22 protein-coding genes and 1 riboswitch are annotated in these 22416 nt (G+C 61.1%); of the genes, 12 read left to right on the plus strand and 10 right to left on the minus strand.

Going from position 1 to position 22416, the window contains the following annotated elements; genetic code table 11:
• Positions 1 to 207 precede the first annotated feature (207 nt).
• On the minus strand, positions 208 to 819 hold the full coding sequence (locus AC2444_RS11350; protein WP_012757722.1) for a pyridoxamine 5'-phosphate oxidase family protein: 612 nt from the start codon (positions 817 to 819) through the stop codon (positions 208 to 210).
• A gap of 37 nt (positions 820 to 856) precedes the next feature.
• A complete protein-coding gene (locus AC2444_RS11355; RefSeq protein ID WP_012757723.1) occupies positions 857 to 1837 on the minus strand; it encodes an alpha/beta hydrolase in 981 nt (326 codons plus the stop codon).
• Positions 1838 to 1884: 47 nt separating this feature from the next.
• On the opposite strand from AC2444_RS11355, the gene AC2444_RS11360 reads away from it, so the two are divergent.
• Positions 1885 to 2352: a MarR family winged helix-turn-helix transcriptional regulator gene (locus AC2444_RS11360; RefSeq protein WP_003540261.1), complete on the plus strand. Its 468-nt coding sequence runs from the start codon at positions 1885 to 1887 to the stop codon at positions 2350 to 2352.
• Positions 2353 to 2355: 3 nt separating this feature from the next.
• Here the strand turns inward: AC2444_RS11360 and AC2444_RS11365 are convergent, their stop codons facing one another.
• Positions 2356 to 3546 carry a low temperature requirement protein A gene (locus tag AC2444_RS11365; protein ID WP_012757724.1) on the minus strand — a complete coding sequence of 397 codons (1191 nt, stop codon included), beginning with the start codon at positions 3544 to 3546 and terminating at the stop codon, positions 2356 to 2358.
• Between the two features lie 59 nt (positions 3547 to 3605).
• Entirely contained in the window at positions 3606 to 3980 is a 375-nt protein-coding gene (locus AC2444_RS11370; protein WP_032996649.1) for a gamma-butyrobetaine hydroxylase family protein, read from the minus strand.
• 136 nt (positions 3981 to 4116) lie between these two features.
• On the opposite strand from AC2444_RS11370, the gene moaA reads away from it, so the two are divergent.
• Positions 4117 to 5163: a GTP 3',8-cyclase MoaA gene (moaA, locus tag AC2444_RS11375; RefSeq protein WP_012757726.1), complete on the plus strand. Its 1047-nt coding sequence runs from the start codon at positions 4117 to 4119 to the stop codon at positions 5161 to 5163.
• A gap of 152 nt (positions 5164 to 5315) precedes the next feature.
• Here moaA and AC2444_RS11380 read toward each other — a convergent pair whose 3' ends face one another.
• Complete coding sequence (locus AC2444_RS11380; RefSeq protein ID WP_012757727.1) at positions 5316 to 6101, minus strand: class I SAM-dependent methyltransferase; 786 nt, start codon at positions 6099 to 6101, stop codon at positions 5316 to 5318.
• A 115-nt stretch (positions 6102 to 6216) separates the two neighbouring features.
• Between AC2444_RS11380 and AC2444_RS11385 the strand changes: the two genes are divergently transcribed.
• Genes AC2444_RS11385 through AC2444_RS11395 form a run of 3 tightly spaced genes read left to right on the plus strand, consistent with a single transcriptional unit; the run spans position 6217 to position 9176 of the window.
• Complete coding sequence (locus tag AC2444_RS11385) at positions 6217 to 7353, plus strand: ABC transporter substrate-binding protein (protein ID WP_012757728.1); 1137 nt, start codon at positions 6217 to 6219, stop codon at positions 7351 to 7353.
• A gap of 6 nt (positions 7354 to 7359) precedes the next feature.
• Positions 7360 to 8430: a FecCD family ABC transporter permease gene (locus AC2444_RS11390; RefSeq protein ID WP_012757729.1), complete on the plus strand. Its 1071-nt coding sequence runs from the start codon at positions 7360 to 7362 to the stop codon at positions 8428 to 8430.
• Positions 8424 to 9176, plus strand: coding sequence for an ABC transporter ATP-binding protein (locus AC2444_RS11395; protein ID WP_012757730.1), 753 nt, complete (start codon positions 8424 to 8426; stop codon positions 9174 to 9176). The genes AC2444_RS11390 and AC2444_RS11395 overlap by 7 nt, the downstream gene beginning before the upstream one ends.
• A gap of 21 nt (positions 9177 to 9197) precedes the next feature.
• On the opposite strand, the gene AC2444_RS11400 is transcribed toward AC2444_RS11395, so the two are convergent.
• The 4 genes from AC2444_RS11400 to AC2444_RS11415 form a co-directional block, all read right to left on the minus strand.
• Positions 9198 to 10148, minus strand: a complete 951-nt coding sequence (locus AC2444_RS11400; RefSeq protein WP_012757731.1) for a sugar-binding transcriptional regulator — start codon at positions 10146 to 10148, stop codon at positions 9198 to 9200.
• A gap of 21 nt (positions 10149 to 10169) precedes the next feature.
• Positions 10170 to 11636, minus strand: coding sequence for an FGGY family carbohydrate kinase (locus AC2444_RS11405; RefSeq protein ID WP_012757732.1), 1467 nt, complete (start codon positions 11634 to 11636; stop codon positions 10170 to 10172).
• Positions 11637 to 11704: 68 nt separating this feature from the next.
• Positions 11705 to 12661: a transketolase family protein gene (locus AC2444_RS11410; protein WP_012757733.1), complete on the minus strand. Its 957-nt coding sequence runs from the start codon at positions 12659 to 12661 to the stop codon at positions 11705 to 11707.
• Entirely contained in the window at positions 12661 to 13470 is an 810-nt protein-coding gene (locus AC2444_RS11415) for a transketolase (protein ID WP_012757734.1), read from the minus strand. The genes AC2444_RS11410 and AC2444_RS11415 overlap by 1 nt, the downstream gene beginning before the upstream one ends.
• 199 nt (positions 13471 to 13669) lie before the next feature.
• Between AC2444_RS11415 and AC2444_RS11420 the strand changes: the two genes are divergently transcribed.
• The 6 genes from AC2444_RS11420 (at position 13670) to ribB (ending at position 20182) form a co-directional block, all read left to right on the plus strand.
• Positions 13670 to 14650, plus strand: coding sequence for an ABC transporter permease (locus AC2444_RS11420; protein ID WP_012757735.1), 981 nt, complete (start codon positions 13670 to 13672; stop codon positions 14648 to 14650).
• A 117-nt stretch (positions 14651 to 14767) separates the two neighbouring features.
• On the plus strand, positions 14768 to 15697 hold the full coding sequence (locus AC2444_RS11425) for a sugar ABC transporter substrate-binding protein (protein ID WP_003540275.1): 930 nt from the start codon (positions 14768 to 14770) through the stop codon (positions 15695 to 15697).
• Positions 15698 to 15725: 28 nt separating this feature from the next.
• Entirely contained in the window at positions 15726 to 17204 is a 1479-nt protein-coding gene (locus AC2444_RS11430) for a sugar ABC transporter ATP-binding protein (protein WP_012757736.1), read from the plus strand.
• 22 nt (positions 17205 to 17226) lie between these two features.
• Positions 17227 to 18015, plus strand: coding sequence for an SDR family oxidoreductase (locus AC2444_RS11435; RefSeq protein WP_012757737.1), 789 nt, complete (start codon positions 17227 to 17229; stop codon positions 18013 to 18015).
• Positions 18016 to 18291: 276 nt separating this feature from the next.
• Positions 18292 to 19074 carry a glucose 1-dehydrogenase gene (locus tag AC2444_RS11440; RefSeq protein ID WP_017994294.1) on the plus strand — a complete coding sequence of 261 codons (783 nt, stop codon included), beginning with the start codon at positions 18292 to 18294 and terminating at the stop codon, positions 19072 to 19074.
• Positions 19075 to 19269: 195 nt separating this feature from the next.
• A riboswitch (FMN riboswitch) is annotated at positions 19270 to 19420 on the plus strand.
• 126 nt (positions 19421 to 19546) lie between these two features.
• A complete protein-coding gene (gene ribB / locus AC2444_RS11445) occupies positions 19547 to 20182 on the plus strand; it encodes a 3,4-dihydroxy-2-butanone-4-phosphate synthase (protein WP_012757739.1) in 636 nt (211 codons plus the stop codon).
• Positions 20183 to 20411: 229 nt separating this feature from the next.
• Here ribB and AC2444_RS11450 read toward each other — a convergent pair whose 3' ends face one another.
• Positions 20412 to 21179: an SDR family oxidoreductase gene (locus tag AC2444_RS11450; RefSeq protein WP_012757740.1), complete on the minus strand. Its 768-nt coding sequence runs from the start codon at positions 21177 to 21179 to the stop codon at positions 20412 to 20414.
• A gap of 328 nt (positions 21180 to 21507) precedes the next feature.
• Between AC2444_RS11450 and AC2444_RS11455 the strand changes: the two genes are divergently transcribed.
• A complete protein-coding gene (locus AC2444_RS11455) occupies positions 21508 to 22416 on the plus strand; it encodes a DMT family transporter (protein ID WP_012757741.1) in 909 nt (302 codons plus the stop codon).

Raw genomic sequence — 22416 nt, forward strand, 5'->3', positions numbered from 1 at the left:
GGCTTAGACTGTTGTCCGGTTCGCGCCGATGGCTCCCTCATTCCTGTGCCTGTCACAGGAATCCAGCCACCGCGCGTCTGCGCGGTGAATAACTCTTTGCGACCGCGAAAATGCCTTCCGCGCCCAAGGACTTGGGCGCACTGGATTCCTGTGACAAGCACAGGAATGAGGGAAGAGAGGTGGGTGTCCGCTTCTCGGCACCACACCCTACCACATCGTCTTCGCCGCCCGCCCCGGCCATTCTCGATCGTAGGTTTCCTGGTCGAAATCGCCGGTTGCGGCCTTCAACATCTGCCCTGGCGTCGGCAGCTTCGCCGGATCGGAAAAGTGTTCTTCATTCCAGAGCTCGGCCCGCATCACGGCGCGCGCGCATTGGAAATAGACCTCGTCGATCGAAATGACGACGACGGTGCGCGGATGTTTGCCGTCCATCTCGAAGCTCGAAAGCAGCGCCTCATCGTCTGAGACGACGCCGCGGCCGTTGATGCGCATCGTCGTGTTCGAGCCGGGGATCAGGAACATCAGCGCCAGGCGCGGATCGCGCACGATGTTGGACAGCGAATCGACCCGGTTGTTGCCGCGCCAATCCGGCAGATGCAGCGTCTCGTCGTTGGCAACGCGCACCACACCGCCGAGATCGCCTCGCGGTGAACAATCGAGCCCTTCCGGCCCGACGGTCGCAAGCGCTGCAAACGGTGAGATCTCGATCATCTCACGATAGAGGGGGGTCAATTGCTTCGTCACCTTGGTGACGGAGGCGGGCGACAGGCCGGCGCCATAGATCGTATTGAGCTCTTCGATGCTGCTGATGATTTTCATGAGGCGTCCCGCCGCGGCTTGATCTTCGCGACGGACGCTACAATGCCGCGCGCCTGGCCGGAAGCTCAAAAAACGGAATGATCTCCGCATCTTTTTTGATGCTTTCATCGGGCACTTCACCCGGGCCCCGATCGCCGTCGAGAAACGTCGCGATCGCGGCAAGAACCGGTGCGGCGCCGATGATCCGTCGGTGGCCGAAGCCGTTCGCCCAGAGAAGTCGAACGCCCTTTCCCGCCGCGCCATAGCGCCTGGCATGGAGAGATGACACCTCCTTGTCATCTTCGGCATGGATGACGAGCACCGGCCGGCCGATGACGCCCGCCGCCGCGCCGGCGTCGAAATCCTCAAGTCTCCGGCCGGTGATGCGATGTACCTCATTCTCCAGTGCCGCTTGCGCCGCAGGGCGAAGACCGACCATCCGGCCGAAATCGGTAAACAGCCAGCCCATCTCGCTCGGCGCGCCGATCAGTACTAGGCGGTCGCCGCCAACAGGCGCCACGCCGGGCAGCAGGCCCGCCGCCGAGACCATCAGCGCCGCGCCGCCAAAGGAATGGCCGATCGCCGCATCGAATGCGCCGAAGCGCGCCTCGGCCGCCGCGATCGTCTCGACCGCAAGCCCCATATGCAGGAAGCGCCCGCCGGAACGGCCGTGGCCAGGAAAATCGAGCGCCACGACCTCTGCGCCCGTTGCCGCAAGCATCGAGACAAGTTCGGCCATATATGCCGCGCTCGATCCCCAGCCATGGGTCACCAGACAGCGCTTGCGTTTGCCCCTCGCCCCGCCGTTCAGCCGATAGGCATGCGCTTGGCGCCCGCCAGCAAGCCGGAGGGTGAAGCGTTCGGCGCCGGCAAGCCGGGCCGCGCCCGCTGCATGTGCCGCCCTCGCCTTTGCTCCCTTCGGCTTTGCCGATGGCGTCCGGCAGAACAGCCGGAACGCCGCTCTGCCTGCTAGATCAGGCGAAACCGCCTGCAGCAGCGAAAACCCGAGGCGGGTGACGTCAAGCGCAAAGTTTGCCATAGTGAGATTCCAAAAGACTGTTCAACACTGAACAATAAAGTACAACGATGAACAAAAATCAATCCCTTCCCTGGGATCATCCGCGTTTTCGCAGCTGGATCGCGGTGGCTCGTGCCTGCCAGCTGATGCAACAATCCCTGGCCCGCTCGCTTGCCGATCTCGACATCAAGCCGCCGCACCTCGATATCCTGGTCAATCTCTATCGTTTCGAGGGCATCTCGCAGCAGGAGCTGGCGCGCAAGCTGCTGGTCGGCCGCTCCAACATGAGCATGCTCTTGCCGCAGATGGAGAAGCGCGGTCTGCTTCTTCGCCGCGATGACGAGCGCGACAAGCGAGTGCTACGCCTCTATTTGACGCCAGAGGGTCGGAAACTGAGTGAGGAAGCCATGGCCATCCAGACCGGCCTCATCGACCGCGTGCTGTCGGATGAGCCGATAGAGCAATGCATGGCGACCGCCGATTCGATGGAGCGGATCATCACTGTGCTGCTGAAAGACCTGCGCGACGAAGACTGATGTTCAATGCAGCGTCGGTGCTGCCTCCGTACCCGTCAGGGAGCGATATTCCCAGGCGGCGACGACGATCAGCACCAGCGTCGCCAGAATACCCATCAGATAGACTTCGATGAAGGGCGCGACAAAGGCAAGCAGGATCAAAAACACCAGGCCGGCAAGATGCGAGAGCGGCATCCGCCCGCTGGTCGCGCCCTTGAACCAGAGATTGCCGATCAGGAATAGGCCGGAGCCGCCGAGCACGGCTGCGGCGATGCCGAGATCACCGGTTTCGTGCGGATGCGAGAACATGAACTCGACCGCGACCGCATGGACGATGATGCCGGCAAGAATTGGGATATGTCCATAGGTGAAGGCCTGCCGCGCCAAGCTTCCCGGCGTCTCTTCATGCTCGATGCGGTGGGCAGCGCGCCCGTGGCCGAAGCGAAAGTAGAGCCACCACATGGCGACCGTGCCGATGAAGGCGGTGACGAAGACGACGCTGGTCAGTCCTGAAAACGGCAGCTCCGCAAAGGTGCGGCCGGAAACAAGGATCGCTTCGCCGAGGCAGATGATCACGAAGAGTGCGCAGCGCTCCGCCATGTGCGCGCCAGAAACATCCCAGTCCCGCGCCGTCGAGCGGCCGAGCCCCGGCACGGCAAAGCCCGCGGCGGGCCCGGCATATTCGATCGCAAGCGCTATCACCCAGGCGATCAGCCGGGCTTCATGCTCGAGCAGCCCGCCGGCGATCCAGAAGACGCCTGCTGCCACGAGCCAGGCGGTGATGCGGACGAAATTCAGCGTATTGGCGCGGTCGACGCGCGTCATCGCATAGGTCGTAAACAGCGAGCGCCCGACCTGCATCGCCACATAGGCGCCGGCAAACAGCAGGCCCTTGTCGCCGAAAGCCTCGGGGATGGAGGCAGACAGCAGCAGCCCGAGCATCATCAGCGCCACCAGCATCCCGCGCACCGGCATCTTGTCCGGATCGAGCCAGTTCGTCACCCAGGCGGTGAAGATCCACACCCACCAGACGGCGAAGGTCATCAGCGCTGCTTCGGCTGCACCGAGCGGCGTGTAGTGGGCGGCGAGCGCATGCGAGAGCTGCGAGATCGAAAAGACGAAGACCAGGTCGAAGAACAGTTCGAGGAAGGTCACCTTGTTGCTGCTGGCGCTGCCCTTGGCGCGCAGCCAGTTCTTTCCGTTCGTTTTCGCCATATGGCCCCCCGATGGCTGGATTATGCATGGATTGAAAGTGATAGCGGCTCAGGTGAGTGTCAGCGCGGCTTCTCCGCCGTGTCGCGGTTCATGCCCTTTTCGCTCAGCTCGGCTTCGTAGGCCGAAAACAGCTCAGGTCCCTGTTCGCCGAGCTCGCGCAGATAGGTCCAGGTGTAGATGCCGGTATCGTGCATGTCGTCGAAACCGATGCGGACCGCGTAATTGCCGGTCGGCATCATCGAGATGATCGCGACGTTGCGCTTACCGGGCACCGTCACCTTCTGCCCCGGCCCATGGCCCTGCACCTCGGCCGAGGGCGACAGCACGCGCAAGAGCTCGGCCGACAGGTCGAAGCTCTGGCCGTCGTTGAAGGTCACCACCAGCCGCTGCCTGTCTTTGGAGACGCGAAGTTCGCTCGGCCAGATATCGCTCATCATTTTGTCCTCTTCTCATGCGAGAAGTAGGCGTTGATCTTTTTCGGCGCAAGCTGAAATTGGCATGCTCGCGCGGGCGGTTTCCCTTGACGCGACAATAGCATATGCCCACATTGACGAGAGTACGGAGATACAGGTGAACACTAGAGTTGGAACGATAGGCAATGCATCGCCGCTGGTGGCAGGTGCGGACCCGATGATCGACCCCTTCGGGCGGGCGGTCACCTATCTCCGCGTCTCCGTCACCGACCGCTGCGATTTCCGCTGCACCTATTGCATGGCGGAGAATATGACCTTTCTGCCGAAGAAGGATCTGCTGACGCTGGAAGAGCTCGACCGGCTCTGTTCCGCCTTCATCGCCAGGGGTGTCAGCAAGATCAGGCTGACCGGCGGCGAGCCTTTGGTGCGCAAGAACATCATGTATCTGGTTCGCCAACTCGGCCAGAAGATCGGCGCCGGCCTCGACGAATTGACGCTGACCACCAACGGCTCACAGCTTTCTCGCCACGCCGAGGAGCTTTATGATTGCGGCGTGCGCCGGATCAACGTTTCGCTGGATACGCTCGACCCCGACAAGTTCCGCAAGATCACCCGCTGGGGCGATATCGCCAAGGTCATGGAAGGCATCGACGCTGCTCAAAAGGCAGGGTTGAAGATCAAGCTCAACGCCGTGGCGCTGAAGGATTTCAACGATGCCGAGATGCCGGAGCTGCTGCGCTTCGCCCACGGCCGCGGCATGGATTTGACCGTCATCGAAACCATGCCGATGGGCGAGATCGAAGAAGACCGCACCGATCAGTACCTGCCGCTTTCGAAACTGCGCGCCGATCTCGAAGACCAGTTCACCCTTGCTGACATCGATTACCAGACCGGCGGCCCGGCGCGTTACGTCAGGGTCGAAGAAACCGGCGGCCGCCTCGGCTTCATCACGCCGATGACGCATAATTTCTGCGAGAGCTGCAACCGCGTCCGCCTCACCTGCACCGGCACGCTCTACATGTGCCTCGGCCAGAACGACGCCGCCGATCTACGCGCCGCACTCCGCGCCACCGAAGACGACGCCCTCCTCCACGCCGCCATCGACGAGGCCATCACCCGCAAACCCAAAGGCCACGACTTCATCATCGACCGCACGCATAACCGTCCAGCGGTAGCGCGGCATATGAGTGTTACTGGTGGGTGAAAAATAGGGCCGTACGCCTACCCGCACCACCCTCATTCCTGTGCACGTCACAGGAATGAGGGAGGCTGGGTTGATCCTCGCGCTAGATTTTCTGCCGTAGGTAGATGGAACGTTGCCTGCTGCAGGGCCGACCGTCCCCAAGCGCCAACCCATCACTCAGGCTTACGCGCACAAATCGCAAACCGGTCCTGCACCATGCGCTCGAGCCCGCGCAGAAACGGCATCTTGCGCGCCTGCGCCCAATGGATATCGGCGAGTTTGCGGTCGACGACAATATCCGTAAAGCCGGCTTGGCGCAGAAGATCGACAACTGCTTCAGCAGGCATCTGGCTGGAGAAATGCACGCGTGAGCGGATCTTCTGGTGCCGCGCCATCATCTCCGGCGTCATGTGGCTTGCCGCCGGCTTGCCGGTCACTTTTGTCCAGAGCTTCTGCAGGCCTTTGACCCAGGTTTCCTTGCCCATATTGCCGTCGAGGATCAGCACTTTGCCGCCCGGCTTCAGCACCGCGAACCATTCCTTGAAGGCAGAAGCCGGATCCACCAGCGTCCAGACGAGATGCCGGTTGGTAATGACGTCGTAGCTTTCCCGTGGCTCCATGGTGTTTTCGGCGTCGCCGGAGACGAAGCGGATATCGGTGCCGCGCTTCTTCGCCTTGGCGCGTGCCTGCGCCAGCATCGCATCCGACCAGTCGAGGCCGGTGACCGCAAAGCCGGCACCATGCATCAGATGCGAGATAACGGCGGTGCCGCAGGCGAGATCAAGTGCCGCGCGCCCCTGCCCTTCGCCCAGATGTTTTCTGATCAGCCGCTGCCAGCCTTTCCGCTCCGCTTCCGAAAAGATTTCATGGCCGACGCTCTGGTCGAAGGTCGCCGCCCGTTCCGACCAGAAGTCGCGGATTTCGTCGCGGATCGAGTAGTTCGTGTTCATGGAATTCATCTGAGGCACCCCGGCATCGGATCAGTTTGGAAAGGCTCTAAAACATATAACTTGATTCATAAAGTCATATTTCTTATGCCTGCGGACATTATTCAGACCTCGGGGGAATTTCCAGATGAATTTCGTGAAAATGCTCGCAGTCTCCGCGGCTGCGATTGCCGGCCTGATGCCGCTTTCAGCGTGGGCGCAATCCTTCACCGTCAAGGATGTCGCTGGCCGCGAAGTGACCTTCGACAAGCCGGTCGAGCGTGTGATCCTTGGGGAAGGCCGCATGCTCTACGCGGTCGCGCCGATCGAGAAGGAAGATCCCTTCGCCAAGATCGTCGGCTGGCGCAACGATCTCTGGACCACCGACAAGGATGGCTTCAACGCCTATGTCGAGAAATTTCCGAAGGGCAAGGACCTGCCCTTCCTCGGCAACCTCACAGACGGCACGCTGCAGACCGAAACGGTCGTCAATCTTCATCCCGATGTGCTGCTGCTGCCGATCGGCAACAAGGCGGCTGCCGACGAGGTGAAGCTCGAGGACATGCTGAACGGCATCGGCGTAAAGATCGTCTATATCGATTTCCGCGAGCATATCCTCGCCAACACCGAGCCGAGCCTGAAGATCCTCGGCCAGATCTTCGGCCATGAAGATCGCGCCGAAGCCGTCGCCAGCTTCTGGAAAGAGCAGCTGGCCCGCGTGACCGACAAGCTCAAGGCCGCCAATCCGCCGAAGCCGAATGTCTTCATGTACCGCGCCGCCGGCTTGGTGGAGTGCTGCGGCACCTTCGGTCCTGACAATTTCGGCCTGATGGTCGATTGGGCCGGCGGCCACAATCTCGGCTCCGATTTCCTGCCTGGCTATACCGGCTCGATTAATGCCGAACAGGTTGTCGCCTCCAATCCTGACGTCATCGTCGTCACCGGCTCCAACTGGAGCCAGACCAAGAATGCCAAGGACTTTGTGAATGTCGGCCCGAATGCAGCAGCCACCTTCGACGACGGCCGCAAGGCGCTGAACACGCTGATGGAAAACCCTGCCTTCACCGGCTCCCGGGCGGTTGCCGGCGGCAATGTCCACGCGATCTGGCACCAGTTCTATACCAGCCCCTACCAGTTCGTCGCCGTGCAGCAGCTGGCCAAGTGGTTCCATCCGAACCTCTTTGCCGATCTCGATCCCGATGCCACCTTCAAGGAATTCCACGAAAAATTCCTGCCGGTCGCCTACCAGCCGGGTTACTGGGTCGACGCCAAGGCGGGTCAGTAATCCGACATGGCCGAGATCGCCGCCATATCGATCGAAGCCGAAGCCGGGAGGGAGCGCTACCGCGCCCTCGCCCGGCGCAAGCTGCTGATCCTTGCCGCCATGACGGCTGCGCTTTGCCTGTCCTTTGCGGTCGATCTCGCCTGGGGCCCGGCCCGCTACAACCTCAGTGAGGTCGTCGCCGCCCTTCTCGACCCCTCCTCCGTTTCGGATCAAGTGCGGGCCGTCGTCTGGGACATCCGCATGCCGGTTGCCGTGATGGCGATCGTCGTCGGCGCGTCGCTTTCCGTCGCCGGCGCGCAAATGCAGACGATCCTCGCCAATCCGCTCGCCAGCCCCTTCACGCTCGGCATTTCAGCGGCGGCAAGCTTCGGCGCCGCCCTGGCGATCGTCACCAGCGTTCCGCTTCTGCCTGTAGCAGCCGGCCTGCTGGTGCCGGTCAATGCCTTCATCATGGCGTTGATCGCCACGCTCTTCATCCATTTCGTCTCGCAGGCCCGCGGCGTCTCGGTGCAGACGGTGGTGTTGCTCGGCATCGGGCTGGTCTTCACCTTCAATGCGTTGCTCGCCTTCCTGCAATATCTCGCCTCAGAACAGGCGCTGTCGGCTGTCGTCTTCTGGACGATGGGCAGCCTCACCAAGGCGACCTGGCCGAAGATCTGGGTAACGCTTGCCGTTCTGCTGATCGCCCTACCGCTCTTTGCCCGCAATGCCTGGGCGCTGACTGCCATCCGCCTCGGCGAAGACAAGGCCGCAAGCTTTGGCGTCAATGTCCGCCGCATCCGGCTGGAAACTATGCTTGTGGTCTCGTTGCTTGCCGCAATACCCGTCAGCTTCGTCGGCACGATCGGTTTCGTCGGCCTCGTCGGGCCGCATATATCACGCATGATCCTCGGCGAGGATCAGCGCTTCTTCCTGCCGGGCTCGATCCTGTCGGGCGCGCTGCTCTTGTCGCTGACCTCGATCGTCTCGAAGTCCATCATCCCGGGTGTCGTCTTCCCGATCGGTATCATCACCGCGCTGGTCGGGGTGCCCTTCTTCTTCTCGCTTATCCTCTCAAACAGGAGCCGGTCGTGGTAGCGCTTCAGTTGCAATCGGTCGGCGCCTATCACGGCCGCAAGCTCTTCGTCGAAGACGTGACGACGCCAGTGATGACATCAGGCGAGGTCGTGGCAGTGATCGGCCCGAACGCTGCCGGCAAGTCGACCCTCTTCAAGCGCATCACCGGCCTCCTCAAAGGGCCGGGCCAGGTTGTCGTCGAAGGCTCAAAGGCGACAAACGCCATCGGCTACATGCCGCAGGATACCTCGGCCAACGCGGTGCTGACGGTCTACGAATCCATCCTGCTTGCCCGCAAGCAGGGCCAGTCCTGGGCCGTCAGCGACAGCGACCTGCGCTTCATCGACGAGATCATGAAGGCGCTCGATATATCAGCCATTGCCTTCCGCGATCTCGGCGCGCTCTCCGGCGGCCAGCGCCAGCTCGTCTCGATCGCCCAGGCGCTGGTCCGCGAACCCGAGATCATGCTGATGGACGAACCAACAAGCGCGCTCGACCTCCACCGTCAGGTCGAGGTTCTCGATTTCATGCGCCGCCAGGCCCGCATCAAGGGCATGATCGTGTTGATCGCCATCCACGACCTTAATCAGGCGCTGCGCTTCGCCGACAAGGTCCTCGTCATCGCCAACGGCCGCATGCACGCCTGCGGCACCCCAAGGGATGTCGTCACCGCTGAGATGCTACGGGAAATCTACAGGGTCGAGGCCCGGGTGGAGAAATGCTCTATGGAGTACCACCACGTGATCGTGGATGGGACGGCGCATTGAGGATGGCAACTGCCTGCCTCATCAGTTGATCAATCGCTGCGCGGTAAACTTGTCCGTAACAAGCATGTCGATGACCCCCACGCGGAGCGCGCCTGCAATAGCGTCAGTCTTTTTGGACCCGCCGGCAAGAGCAATGACCCGGTCCACCCGTTCGAGATCCTCGAGGGGAAGTCCTATGACCCGGTCGTCCAGGGGTGTCTTGACCGGCTTGCCGTTTTTATTGAAGAAGCGAAGCGAGATATCGCCGACGGCTCCCGCTTCCGCGAGATCAGAGAGTTCGCGAGACGAAAAGATGTTGCCGGACCGTGCGAGAAGTTCGGACGGCTCGACTGCCCCGATTCCGACGATCGCAAGCGTTATGCTGCCGAACAAGTCCATCGTCTCCCGAACGTATGGATCGGCCTGCATAAGAAATTTTGCCTCTCTGGACGTCGTAACACCCTGCACAGCGAGCAGTTTTGGCTCAGCGCCGGTCAGCCGAGCAAGCCGCGTGGTAAGCTGCGTCGCATGCGTCTGCACTGAAGGATCGCCCATGCCTCCAAGGGTTTGGACGACGTATTTCGCCTGAGCGCTCTTCAGGGGATGAATGTTCTCGACCATCTTGGAGATGGTCTGGCTCCAACTCGAAACGCCGATGATCTCCCCTGGCGCTAGCGTTACCTCCAAGAGATGAGCCGCTGCCTCTCCGATACGGGCCATGATGGCTCCGTCCCGATCTTCCGTACACTCAACGACGATCGCCTCCGGCAAATCATATTTCTCGCGAAGTGCGCTCTCAAGCTCGCTGTAGGTGCCAACGGGAGGGGTCACGCTGGTTCGCACAATATCTTCGGCCTCGGCACGCTTGAGCATGCGCGACACCGTCGCCTGCGACAGACGAAGGTGCTGTGCGATCTCCGCCTGTCGCCGTCCCTCCAAGTGGTACATCTGGGCGACCCTTGAGATGAGGCGGAGTTCATTGAGGCGAGTCATCGCTAATCCTAGGGTGAATTTTTATTCATCATTAGCCGTTGTTTCGCGTGCCGTCGAGCGGGCAAGTGCATCATTCCAGGTATTCAGAAGCACCGCTCGATCCACGGGTTCCGGGTCAATAATATGCGAGCTCCGGGGCAGCTCTGCGATAACCTGAAGATCGCTCCACAGGCCAAGTGAAAGACCCGCGAGATATGCGGCCCCCAAAGCCGAGGCCTCGGGTGCTTCGCATTGGATCACGGGATGTTCGATGAGGTTCGAGACACATTGCATCAGGAAGCGGTTTTGGCTCGGTCCGCCGTCTACATAGAGCGCCCCGAGCTCGCCGCCGCTTTGTGCTCGCATGGCGGCGATCACGTCGTGCACCTGGAAGGCGATCGAGTCGGTTACCGACCGCGCCATTTGCGCACGTGTCGTATTGAAGTTGATCTGGGAGAACAGGGCACGGGCGTCGGAGTTCCAATAGGGTGCGCCCAGTCCCACGAATGCTGGCACGAAGCCCGGTCCGCCTGGTTCGGCGCTCGCTGCAAGTTCGACAAGGGCCGCCACGTCCGAAAGGCCGAGAATGCCTGCCATCCAGGGGAGACTGGCGGCGCAAACCAAAATATTGCCTTCGAAAGCGAAAGTCGGCTTTCCATTGAGACGCCATGCGACGGTCGTTGTGACGCCGTTGCGTGGAGGAATAAATCGCGGAAGCGTCGTCATCACCGACGAGCCGGTTCCGAAGGTTACCTTGCCATCACCCGGCTTGAATGCTCCATGACTGAACAGCGCAGCATGACTGTCTCCGACCACGGCCATGATCGGAGTTCCATCCGGCACGCCTGGCGACCCTTGAGTCCTGCCGAAGTCGGCAGAGCTGTCGAGTACCTCGGGGAGAAGCGCGATATCCACGCCGAAAATCTCGCCAAGTTCCTCGCTCCATCTCTGCTCCTGGAGATCGAACAACTGGCTCCTTGCGGCATTGGAAGCATCGCAGGCATGCCGGCGCCCGCCTGTCAGGCAGTGGACGAGCCAACTGTCGACCGTTCCCAGCCGCACCGATCGCCCGGCCGGAATACGGTCGAGCAGCCATCGGAATTTCGAACCCGGGAACATCGGATCCAGCGGCAGGCCCGTGAGCGCCTGCACACGGTCAAGGTGGCCTTCGGCAATGAGACGTTCGCAATCCTGTGCCGTTCGACGGCACTGCCAGCTTACCACCGGCCCAAGTGCTTCTCCCGTTTCGGCGTCCCAAGCAGTGACTGACTCGCGCTGATTGGAAATCGCCACGGCCTCGACAGCCACGTCGGGGGTGGCCTTCAGGCAGGCGTCGATCGCCTCGCAGACGGATGCGTAGAGCCGGTGTGGATCTTGTTCGACCCAGCCGGGTTTCGGATAGGTGATGCCGACTGGAGCCGAACCTCTGCCAACAATTTCTCCCTTTTCGGAAACCAGAACTGCCTTTGAATTGGTGGTTCCCTGGTCAATTGCCAGAATTGCCCGCATTCTATCCTCCCCAGATCAGACGGCAGCCGGGACGACAAAAAGCGTCCGGGCTGATCACGTCATCCCACTTACTTGCGCCTGATCAGCGACTGCGCGGCGTCGGCGATTGCGGACGGCGCCATCCCGAATTCGTCGAGCAGGAACTCTGCCGAACCGGTCGGAGCGTAGACGCCGGGAACGCCGAGACGTTTCATCGGGACCGGAGCATTGTCGACCACCACTTCGGCGACCGCGGAACCGAGCCCGCCAAAAATTGAATGCTCTTCGGCTGTGACGATCGCTCCGGTTTCCTTCGCCGCGGCGATGATTGCCTCCTCGTCGATCGGACGAACCGTTGCAAGGTTGAGCACTCTGGCGTTGATGCCGCGTTCTGCGAGGATCTCGGCAGCCTTTAAGATTCGATGAGTCAAAGTGCCGTTTGCGATAAGGGTGACGTCGGAACCCTGGCGAAGGAGGTTTGCCTTGCCAAGTTCGAACTTGTGACCCTCCGGAAGGAGATCAGGCACACCTACGCGAGACAGACGCAGGAAACAGGGGCCGTTATAGGCCGCGGCCCACTCAACCGCAGCAGCTGTTTCGATGCGGTCACAAGGCGCAATGACCGGAAGATTAGGCAGAACCCGCGTCCAGGCGAAGTCTTCGATCGAGTGATGGGTCGGGCCGAGTTCGCCATACGCCATTCCGGAAGAAATGCCGACCAGCTTGACGTTGGCATTCGAATACGAAATATCGGCCTTGATCTGCTCCAGCGACCGTCCCGTTAGAAACGGAGCGGCGGCGCACACGAACGGAAGGCGTCCGCCATTGGCGAGGCCTGCTGCAACCCCCACCATGTTCTGCTCGGCGATGCCGACATTGACGAGGCGCTCTCCAAATTTCGCCTTGAAGCCGCCGAGCTTGGAGGAGCCCACGGAGTCGTTGCAGACGGCAACGATCGTTTCGTTTTCGGCTGCCAGCCGCTCAAGCGTGGTGGCGAATGCGTCGCGGCAATCGTAGAGCTTGGGTGCGTTTATTGGCGCGTTCATCACAGTGCCTCCGACAATTCTGCCAATGCGATTTCGTATTGTTCCTTGCTCGGTACCTTGTGGTGCCAGTCGACTCGGTCTTGCATGAACGAGATTCCATGCCCCTTATTGGTGTGGGCCACGATGCAATGCGGTCTCGATACCCGGTGTTCGAGGGCTGAAACGACTTCGCTCATGTTGTTCCCATTGATCTCGGTGACTTCCCAATCGAAAGCTTCAAGCTTCGGACGAAGCGGGGCGAGATCGTTGGTTTCCGCCAGGGCGGCGCCCTGCTGGAACCTGTTGTGGTCGATCACCAGCGTCAGGTTATCGAGCTTGAACTGCGCGGCCGCCATGATCGCTTCCCAGTTGGAACCCTCCTGCATCTCACCGTCGCCGGTGACGACATAGGTGTGATATTTCGCGCCTGAGAGCTTGGCGGCTTTTGCCATTCCTATTGCGACTGGAAGACCGTGGCCGAGCGGCCCGGTATTCGTTTCGACGCCAGGAACCTTGTTGCAATTTGGATGTCCGTTCAGCCTCGAATGCGGCTGCAAGAAGGTGGAAATCTCTTCCTCCGGGATGAAGCCGCGTTTTGCGAGCGTCACATACAGAGCGCACGCAGTATGTCCCTTCGAAAGAACGAACCTGTCGCGGTCAGGGTGCGTCGGCTGGTCGGGCCAAACATTCAGCACACGAAAATAGAGGGCAGTCAAAATGTCGATGACCGACATTTCCCCGCCGATATGGCCGGCGCCCGCTTCAAAGACCGCCCGGAGATCGCGCAATCGGATCTCGCGAGCGACCCGCTCGAGTTCTGTCGTATTCATGGATTCCTCTCATGCATAAATATTCAGTTATCAATATTTTTGCACAAGACACCGATTAGTCAAGTCCTTTAAGTGCTACACCAACAGTTGCAAGTCTAGAAATCCTGTTGACAGCCGGAAAGCAACTTGTTAATGAATTTTCCAGCATCAGTGAATATTTATTCGTAGCATGCAATCAGCCTAGGCATAGGGAGGAACAATGGTGGCGCTCGATATCAATGAACACGGGCTTTCGTCCGGCGCCTGGTTGAGCAAGCTCAAGGGAGCCACCGGCCCGCTCGTGGGGCTGCTCTTGCTTTGCGTCTTCCTGAGCCTCAGCACCGACACGTTTCTTTCGGTTCGGAACGGTCTCAACATCCTCGATCAGATCACTGTCCTCGGCATCATGGCTGTCGGAATGACCTTTGTCATTCTGATCGGCGGCATCGATCTCTCCGTCGGCTCGGCACTGGCTCTTGCGATGATGGTCATGGGCTGGACTGCGAATGTCGCCGGCCTACCGCTGCCGGTCGGGATCGTTTTTGCTCTGGTCGCATCGGGCATTTCGGGCCTGATCGTCGGACTTCTGGTGACGCAGTTCAGGGTTCCAGCCTTTATTGCCACTCTTGCGATGATGTCCGCGGCTCGCGGCGTCGCAAATATGATCACGGACGGCCAGCAGATCGTCGGATTCCCCGACTGGTTCATGATGCTGGCAATCGATCGCCATTTCGGCGTGTTGACAGCCACTGTGTTTCTCATGCTTGCGGTTGTTCTTGCGGCCTGGCTTTTCCTGCACTTCCGGTCCGAAGGTCGCATGCTCTACGCGGTGGGAGGAAATCCGGAAGTCGCGCGCCTTGCGGGTATCAACGTTCCGCTCGTGACGATTGGCGTCTACGTCGCAAGTTCAGTCCTTGCGGGGCTCGCAGGCATCGTACTCGCCGCCAGGCTGGATTCCGTCCAGCCGTCCAGCGGTCTGGGCTATGAATTGGACACCATCGCAGCAGTCGTCATCGGCGGGACTTCGCTTTCGGGGGGGGCGGGCGGTATCGGAGGAACACTGATCGGCGTTCTTATCATCGGCGTCCTTCGCAACGGGCTCAATCTTCTCAACGTCTCGCCGTTCCTGCAGCAAGTGATCATCGGCATCGTCATCGTGCTCGCGGTCGGCGCGGAGACTATTCGTCGGCGTCGCGCCTGACGAGCGGGGTCCGCCGCGTCGGCGGACCAGGAATTCCGCTCCAAGGGTTTGGGGCGGATCAATACCCCGAGGGGGAGGACATACCCGAGGGTTCCATCAAACAACGGAGGAAATACAATGAAAATAGCGCGCACCATGCTCGCGTCTGCTGCCCTGCTCGGTCTCATGCTCGGCCCAGTACACGCGGCGGAACTGAAGAAGCTCGGCTTGGCCGTTGCCAACCTTCAGGCAAACTTCTTCAACCAGATCAAACAATCCGTCGAAGCCGAAGCCAAGAAGCGCGGCATCGAAGTCATCACGGTCGACGCAAAGGGCGACGGGCCGACGCAGGTCAACCAGATCCAGGACCTCCTGACCCAGAAGATCGACGCGCTGATCTACATTCCGGCAGGTGCGGCGGCTGCGACCGTTCCGGTCAAGCTCGCCAAGAGCGCTGGTATTCCGGTCGTGAACGTTGACCGCAACGCCGAGGGAGCACCGGGCGATACCTTCCTTGCAACGGATTCCGTCGCGTCTGCCAAGGCCGTGTGCGACTACATTCTGAAGGAAGCCGGCGGCAAGGGGAAGATGGTCATCATCCACGGCCAGAAGGGCACAACGCCGGAAGTCGATCGTTCGAAGGGTTGCGCTGAATCTCTCAAGGCATATCCGGACGTCAAGGTTGTCGCCGAGCAGTTCTCGAACATCTGGAGCCAGGACGAAGGATTCCAGATCATGCAGAATATGCTGCAGGCAAATCCGGACGTTTCGATCGTGTTCGCCCAGGCCGACGGCCTTGCCCTTGGCGCCGCGCAGGCGATCAAGGTCGCCAATCCTTCCCAGAAGATCGTGGTTGGCGGCTTCGATGGTGACACCGCAGCTCTCGAAGCGCTCAGCAAGGGTGTCTTCAACGTAACGGCGACCCAGCAGACGCAGAAGATGGGCCGCGACGCGGTTGAAAACGCCGCCAAGCTTGTCGCCGGAGAAAAGGTGCCGCCGGTCCAGCTCCTGGATGCCACGCTGACAACCAAGGAAAACGTCGCAGGCTTCATCGCCAACCATCCGTAATGAAGTTGAGGTCTTGAGGAGGTGTGCCGTGACTGATCCAGTTCTTTCCCTGAGGGGCATATCCAAATGGTATGGGCCGCTCCAGGTTCTGAAGAATGTCAGCTTGGACGTTTATCCCGGCGAAGTGGTTGCACTTCTCGGTGAAAACGGCGCAGGCAAGTCAACGCTATCGGGCATTATCGCCGGGTCACGCACGCCGTCCGAAGGATCAATGACATGGCTGGGGCAGCCTTATGCCCCGGCCACCCCAAGGGAAGCGATCGACAAGGGCGTTGTCCTGATCCATCAGGAGCTGCAGCTTCTGCCGCAGCTGTCGATCGCGGAAAACGTCTTCATCGGACGTTGGCCGATGAAGAACGGCGTCGTCGACCGCGCCCAGATGGTTCGCCGGGCCCAGGACCAGCTCGCTCGCTTGAACCTTCACATCCCTGCAACGCGGACGGTCGCCGGCCTTTCCACGGCAAATCAGCAACTCATCGAGATCGCCAAGGCGCTGGCTCTCAACGCAAAGCTCCTGATCCTCGATGAGCCGACGGCCGCCCTTGGCGGCGCGGAGACGGAAGCTCTTTTCGAACAGGTTCGGAAGCTTCGCTCAGAAGGTGTCGGCATCGTCTACATTTCCCACCGCATGGAAGAGATCAAGCGAATAACCGATCGGATCGTCGTTCTTCGCGATGGCGAGCGCGTGCAGGAATTCTCCGACAGCGCGACACCGGTGCGAACGATCGTCGAGAGCATGGTCGGACGCCCGCTTGACCGCTTGTTCCCTGCCCTGCCGGTTCCGACAGAGCATCCAGTACTCCAGGTGTCGGGGCTGTGCTCGCCGGACAACTCGTTCCGTGACGTTACCTTCGAGGTCCGGGCCGGGGAAATTCTGGGGATCGCCGGATTGGTCGGCGCCGGCCGCACCGAACTGGTGCGTGCGATTTCGGGAGCAGATCCAATCAGTGCTGGGTCGATCAAGCTGGAAGGCGAGGAACTGAGGCTGCGAGATCCGGCGGACGCGATCGCCAAGGGTATCGTGATGGTTCCGGAAGACCGCAAGGAGCAGGGCCTGATCGTCGGGCACCGGATCAGCGAGAACATTATCTACGCCAATCTCGACAAGCTGGGCGGGCGTTGGATTACGCCGAGCGTCAAGCGCTCGTTTGCGGAGAAGGCAGTGGCCAAGTTCGGCGTGAAGGGCCGTGCGGAGCAATATGCCTCGGACCTGTCCGGCGGCAACCAGCAGAAGGTGGTCATCGCGAAATGGCTGATGCGCGATCCTAAGGTCGTCGTGCTCGACGAACCGACGAGAGGCATCGACGTCGGCGCCCGAGCCGGTATCTACGACATCATCGTCAATCTTGCCAAACGGGGCGTGGCGGTCATCGTCGTAAGCTCGGACCTCGAGGAAGTTCTCGGAGTCTCCAATCGCATTCTCGTGCTTGCGCAAGGCAAGCAGGCGGGGATTCTCAATCGTGACCAGGCAAATGACGTTTCGGTCATGGAACTGGCCACCATCTAAACAGACAGAGAAAGGAAGAGCGGTGTCCGACATCACTCTGAACGCCCCGAAGCTTTTCGATCTCAGCGGCCAGGTTGCCATCGTGACCGGAGCCGGCAGCGGTATTGGTCAGCGCATTGCCATCGGCCTTGCGCAATGCGGCGCCGACGTGGCGCTGCTCGACCGCCGAACCGACGACGGGCTGGTCAAGACGGCCGAACATATTCGCGCCGCCGGCCGCCGCTCGATCCAGATCGCGGCGGATGTCACGAGCAAATCTTCCCTTGGAGAGGCAATAGCACGGACCGAAGCCGATCTCGGCACGCTGACGCTTGCAGTCAACGCGGCAGGCATCGCTAACGCGAACGCCGCGGAAGAGATGGAGGAGGACCAATATCAGACGTTGATGGATATCAACCTGAAAGGTGTCTTTCTTTCCTGCCAGGCCGAGGCTCGCGCCATGCTCAAGAATGGACGCGGCTCCATCGTCAACATCGCTTCCATGTCCGGCGTGATCGTAAATCGCGGGCTGAGCCAAGCGCACTATAACGCCTCCAAGGCGGGCGTCATCCATATGTCGAAGTCCATGGCGATGGAATGGGTCGACCGCGGCATTCGCGTCAACACCATCTCCCCCGGATACACGGCAACGCCCATGAACACCCGTCCGGAGATGGTCCACCAGACCAAGCTCTTCGAAGAGCAGACGCCGATGCAGCGCATGGCAGCGGTGGACGAGATGGTAGGCCCGGCGGTGTTTCTGCTGTCGAATGCAGCAAGTTTCGTGACCGGCGTCGATCTTCTCGTCGACGGCGGTTTCTGCTGCTGGTGATGAGAAAGCTCATTGCCGCTGCTGGAAAGTGACCGATCTCGCTTCCTCCCTGGCTGAGATCGAGGCGCTGAAGGGACCAACGGGCAAGACGGCGTGCGATATCGCCGTCTTGCCCGCCCTTCACGCTGATCGAACGGGTTGTCGAACGGACCGAGGGCTCGGATCGTCATCGGCGCTCTAGACTGCCTGAATTCGCGACAACCGTTTGATCTCCAATAATGATCGCATGGTAGGTCGCACCCAGATTTGCTGTTTATCGACGGACAAGGAAAGAGCATGAAACGCTTTGAGCAGAAGACTGTCGTCATTACCGGGGGTAGCCGCGGCATCGGAGCGGCGATCGCCAAACGCTTCGCGAAAGAAGGCGCCAATCTCGTCGTCTCGGCCAATGAGGACCTGGTCCACGGCGTCGCCGAACAGATCCGGGCCGAAGGCGGCAAGGCGATCTCCTTCATCGGCGATGTCACCGACAAGGCAAGCGTCACCGCCCTCTACGATGCCGCCGAGAAGGAATTCGGCTCGGTCGACGTTTCGATCCAGAATGCTGGCGTCATCACAATCGCCCGCGTCGAGGACCTGACCGAAAACGAGTGGGACAAGGTCATGGCCGTCAACACCAAGGGCGTCTTCCTCTGCGCCCAGGAGGCGATATCAAGGATGCGCAAGCACAAGCGCGGCGGCCGCATCATCAACACCGCTTCCGGCCAGGCCCGCGACGGCTTCATCTACACCCCGCATTATGCCGCCTCGAAAATGGGCGTCGTCGGCATCACCCAGAGCCTGGCCAAGGAAGTCGCGACCGAGAAGATCACCGTCAACGCCTTCTGCCCCGGCATCATCGAGACCGACATGTGGGCCTATAACGACCAGGCCTGGGGCAAGCTGCTCGGCAACTACGCCCCCGGCGAACTGATGAAGGAATGGGTCGAGGGCATCCCGATGAAACGGGCCGGCTCTGGGGAAGATGTCGCCGGCCTGGTGACCTTCCTCGCCAGCGATGACGCCGCCTATATCACCGGCCAGACGATCAATGTCGACGGCGGCCTGATCATGTCCTGATGCAGGCGCCCAAAATTGCGTAGCGGTTTTGGGACAACGACATGCATCGAACAAAGAGCAAACCACCAGCGAAGTGCGGAAGGCGACACGGTCGTCGCCTCCGTGTGAACAGTGTGTCCATCGGCGTCAGGGCAGCTTTGCATTTTTGCCTGGTCGAGTGACCTTGCCATCCGCCTGTTTTTGATCCTATCTTTGAAGTGTTCTCAGGGCGGGGTGTAATTCCCCACCGGCGGTATCAGGAGCAATCCTGGAGCCCGCGAGCGCTTCCGGCACCTCCTGTCGGAAGGTCAGCAGATCCGGTGAGATGCCGGAGCCGACGGTATAGTCCGGATGGAAGAGGACAACACGGGCAGTCGCACTCCATCCCGGAGTCGGCCGACGTTTGTTCGCCCAAGGGCAGAAGGCTCGCTCACGGACTGAGCCGAGCAGACCATGTCAGTCAGCTGACATAACCCTTGAAAGGCCAGACAGCATGACTATCGCAACAATCGAAGATGCCATATCAGCTATTGCCAGCGGCAAGATGGTCGTCGTCGTCGACGACCAGAACCGGGAAAACGAAGGTGATATCGTGGTCGCGGCCGATGCCGTCACCCCTGAGGCAATCGCCTTCATGATGACCCACGCCCGTGGACTCGTCTGCATCGCCATGGAAGGCGAGCGTCTCGATGCGCTCGATATTCCGCTCATGGTGCCCAACAACACGGAATCGCACAAAACCGCCTTCACGGTCTCGGTCGATTATCTCAAGGGCACGACGACCGGTATCTCGGCTGCCGACCGAGCCGCCACCGTCCGCGCCCTGGTCGACGATCGCGCAAAGCCCGCCGAATTCGCCCGCCCCGGCCATATCTTCCCGCTGCGCTCCAACCCCCGCGGCGTGCTCGGCCGCCCCGGCCACACCGAAGCCGCCGTCGATCTCGCCCGCCTCGCCGGGCGGATCCCCGCCGGCGTCATCTGCGAAGTCGCCAACGACGACGGAACCATGTCCCGCCTGCCCGAACTCACGCTCTTCGCCGAACGCCACAACCTCCCCCTCGTCACCATCGAGGACCTGGTCGCCTATCTCGACCGCCAGGCGGCAAAAGACATACGCGAAGTCGCCTGATCTCCGCAAAGCGGCCAGCCCCGTCCTTCGAGGCCCCTTCGGGGCGCCTCAGGATGAGGCTGGAGAGAGGTTGCGGCTTGGTTCAACGGGAAGCGCAGCGGCAAGGCACACCGACCAGCCCTCATCCTGAGGCGCGCAGGCCGCAGGCCGGAGCCTCGAAGGACGAGGGCGGGTGGCTGGGTCCCAGACGCGCACGGCTGGTTGCCACAGCACACCCTATTTCCTGCCCCTATGTTCGGCTGATCGAAACCCCACCATCTGCCAGCATCGCCGTGCCGGTCACGAAGCTCGACATGTCGGAGGCGAGGAAAAGCGCCGCATTGGCGATCTCTTCGGGTTGCGCCATGCGTTTCAGCGCATGCAGCCCCTCCACGAAGGCGAGCACCTCCGGCGTGGCATCAGGCGCGTTGGTGATACTGGCGGGCGTGTCGGTGCCGCCGGGAAGCAGCGCGTTGACGCGGATCTTCTGCGCTCCGAGTTCGGCGGCGAGCACCTGCACGAAGCCGATCAGCCCCGCCTTGCTCGCCGCATAGGCGGCCATGCCCGGCATGCCGACGGTGTGGCCGACAAAGGTCGAGGTGAAGATCAGCGATCCGCCGCCTTTCCCCATCGCCGCCGACTGGTGTTTGGCGCCGAGGAAGGCGGCGGTGAGATTGGTCTCGATCGTCTCGCGCCAGCCCTCCACCGACAGCCCGGCGACCGGCCCCATCTCACCGATGATGCCGGCATTGTTGAAGGCGATGTCGAGCCGGCCGAAACGCGAGACTGCCGTTTCGACAAGCCTTTCCTGGAGCGCCTCGTCCCTGACATCGCCTGATATGGCGACGGCCTGCCCACCCTCCGCCTCAATTTCCGCGATGACGGCGTCGAGCGCGTCTTGTCGCCGGCCGGTGACCACGAGCTTGGCACCTTGCCGTGCAAAGAGTTTCGCCGCTGCGCGGCCGATGCCTGAGCTTGCGCCGGTGATGATGGCGATCTTGTCGTTGAGAAGTGTCATATCGGTCTCTCCTGGTTTGTTGCCAGATTTGACATGCTCAAACATCATGCGATGCAGCCACCCGTTTCCCGCGCAGGACGAGAAAAACGCCTATGGCCGAACCGGCAGCGCGACGGCGCGTCCTCATCGACGCCTTGATCACGGCGTCGGAAACATCGGAATTCGCCTTATAAAACCGAGATTTGCCGAGACCTTCATCCACACGCCTGCATTGAGGTCAGTGCCGTTGTGCACCGCATCATCGATTTATGCCTGGTGTGGCATTCATCCGATTCCCTTCATGCGTCTTCGCGATTAAAAGGAGCGCACAGGTAACGGGAATCTCTTCATGCCGCGGTCACGCAATACTGAGGGCGCCATCTATATGAGCATGGCGATGGCCGGCTTTTCCGCAAGCGACGCTCTATCCAAATCGGTGATCGCCTATATGAACGCCGGCGAGATCATGTTCCTGCGCGGCCTCTTCACCAGCCTGCTCGTCTATCTGATCGCCTGGAAAATGGGCGCGTTGCGCTCCTGGCGCATCATGCTGCAGCCGATGATCATCTTCAGGATCATCTGTGAGACGCTCTCCGCCGTCACCTATATCACCGCGCTCGGCATGATGCCGATCGCCAATGCCTCGGCGATCCTGCAGTCGCTGCCGCTGGTCGTCACCTTCGGCGCTGCCCTCTTCTTCGGCGAGCCGGTCGGCTGGCGGCGCTGGTCGGCGATCCTTGTCGGCCTCGTCGGCGTGATGATCATTATCCGTCCCGGCCCTGAGGGATTCACCGCCGCCGCCCTCCTCTGCGTCGCTGCGGTGCTGACGACGGCCGGCCGCGATCTCGCCACCCGGAGCATCAGTCCGGAGATTCCCTCGCTGATGATAACCGTCATCACCGCCATATCAGCCTCCTTCTTCGGCGCGCTGCTCATCCCGGTGCTCGGCGGCTGGCAGCCGGTCAGCGCCGCAGCACTTGGGCATCTCGTACTCGCATCGGTGCTGGTGCTCGTCGGCTACCAGTCGGTCATCCTCGCCATGCGCACCGGCGAAATCTCTTTCGTCGCGCCGTTTCGCTATACCAGCCTGATCTTCTCTTCTGTGCTCGGCTTCTTTTTCTTCGCGGAAGTGCCTGACAGCTGGACGCTCGTCGGGGCTGCGATCGTCATCGCCTCCGGCCTCTATACGTTCTATCGTGAGGCCAAGCGCCGTGTGTCGCCGATTGCGCAGGAATCCGCGCCGCGTGCGCCGGTTTGA

This window comes from Rhizobium sp. WSM1328 (assembly GCF_057653715.1).

What these genes read in the sequence shown, in the direction of transcription:
- AC2444_RS11420 (WP_012757735.1), top strand. Translation starts at nt 13,670, where the DNA reads ATGGTGGCGCTCGATATCAATGAACACGGGCTTTCGTCCGGCGCCTGG.
- AC2444_RS11380 (WP_012757727.1), bottom strand. Translation starts at nt 6,101, where the DNA reads ATGAATTCCATGAACACGAACTACTCGATCCGCGACGAAATCCGCGAC.
- AC2444_RS11455 (WP_012757741.1), top strand. Translation starts at nt 21,508, where the DNA reads ATGCCGCGGTCACGCAATACTGAGGGCGCCATCTATATGAGCATGGCG.
- AC2444_RS11450 (WP_012757740.1), bottom strand. Translation starts at nt 21,179, where the DNA reads ATGACACTTCTCAACGACAAGATCGCCATCATCACCGGCGCAAGCTCA.
- AC2444_RS11365 (WP_012757724.1), bottom strand. Translation starts at nt 3,546, where the DNA reads ATGGCGAAAACGAACGGAAAGAACTGGCTGCGCGCCAAGGGCAGCGCC.
- ribB (WP_012757739.1), top strand. Translation starts at nt 19,547, where the DNA reads ATGACTATCGCAACAATCGAAGATGCCATATCAGCTATTGCCAGCGGC.
- AC2444_RS11350 (WP_012757722.1), bottom strand. Translation starts at nt 819, where the DNA reads ATGAAAATCATCAGCAGCATCGAAGAGCTCAATACGATCTATGGCGCC.
- AC2444_RS11355 (WP_012757723.1), bottom strand. Translation starts at nt 1,837, where the DNA reads ATGGCAAACTTTGCGCTTGACGTCACCCGCCTCGGGTTTTCGCTGCTG.
- AC2444_RS11360 (WP_003540261.1), top strand. Translation starts at nt 1,885, where the DNA reads ATGAACAAAAATCAATCCCTTCCCTGGGATCATCCGCGTTTTCGCAGC.
- AC2444_RS11415 (WP_012757734.1), bottom strand. Translation starts at nt 13,470, where the DNA reads ATGAATACGACAGAACTCGAGCGGGTCGCTCGCGAGATCCGATTGCGC.
- AC2444_RS11385 (WP_012757728.1), top strand. Translation starts at nt 6,217, where the DNA reads ATGAATTTCGTGAAAATGCTCGCAGTCTCCGCGGCTGCGATTGCCGGC.
- AC2444_RS11410 (WP_012757733.1), bottom strand. Translation starts at nt 12,661, where the DNA reads ATGAACGCGCCAATAAACGCACCCAAGCTCTACGATTGCCGCGACGCA.
- AC2444_RS11370 (WP_032996649.1), bottom strand. Translation starts at nt 3,980, where the DNA reads ATGAGCGATATCTGGCCGAGCGAACTTCGCGTCTCCAAAGACAGGCAG.
- AC2444_RS11440 (WP_017994294.1), top strand. Translation starts at nt 18,292, where the DNA reads ATGAAACGCTTTGAGCAGAAGACTGTCGTCATTACCGGGGGTAGCCGC.
- AC2444_RS11400 (WP_012757731.1), bottom strand. Translation starts at nt 10,148, where the DNA reads ATGACTCGCCTCAATGAACTCCGCCTCATCTCAAGGGTCGCCCAGATG.
- AC2444_RS11425 (WP_003540275.1), top strand. Translation starts at nt 14,768, where the DNA reads ATGAAAATAGCGCGCACCATGCTCGCGTCTGCTGCCCTGCTCGGTCTC.
- AC2444_RS11390 (WP_012757729.1), top strand. Translation starts at nt 7,360, where the DNA reads ATGGCCGAGATCGCCGCCATATCGATCGAAGCCGAAGCCGGGAGGGAG.
- AC2444_RS11405 (WP_012757732.1), bottom strand. Translation starts at nt 11,636, where the DNA reads ATGCGGGCAATTCTGGCAATTGACCAGGGAACCACCAATTCAAAGGCA.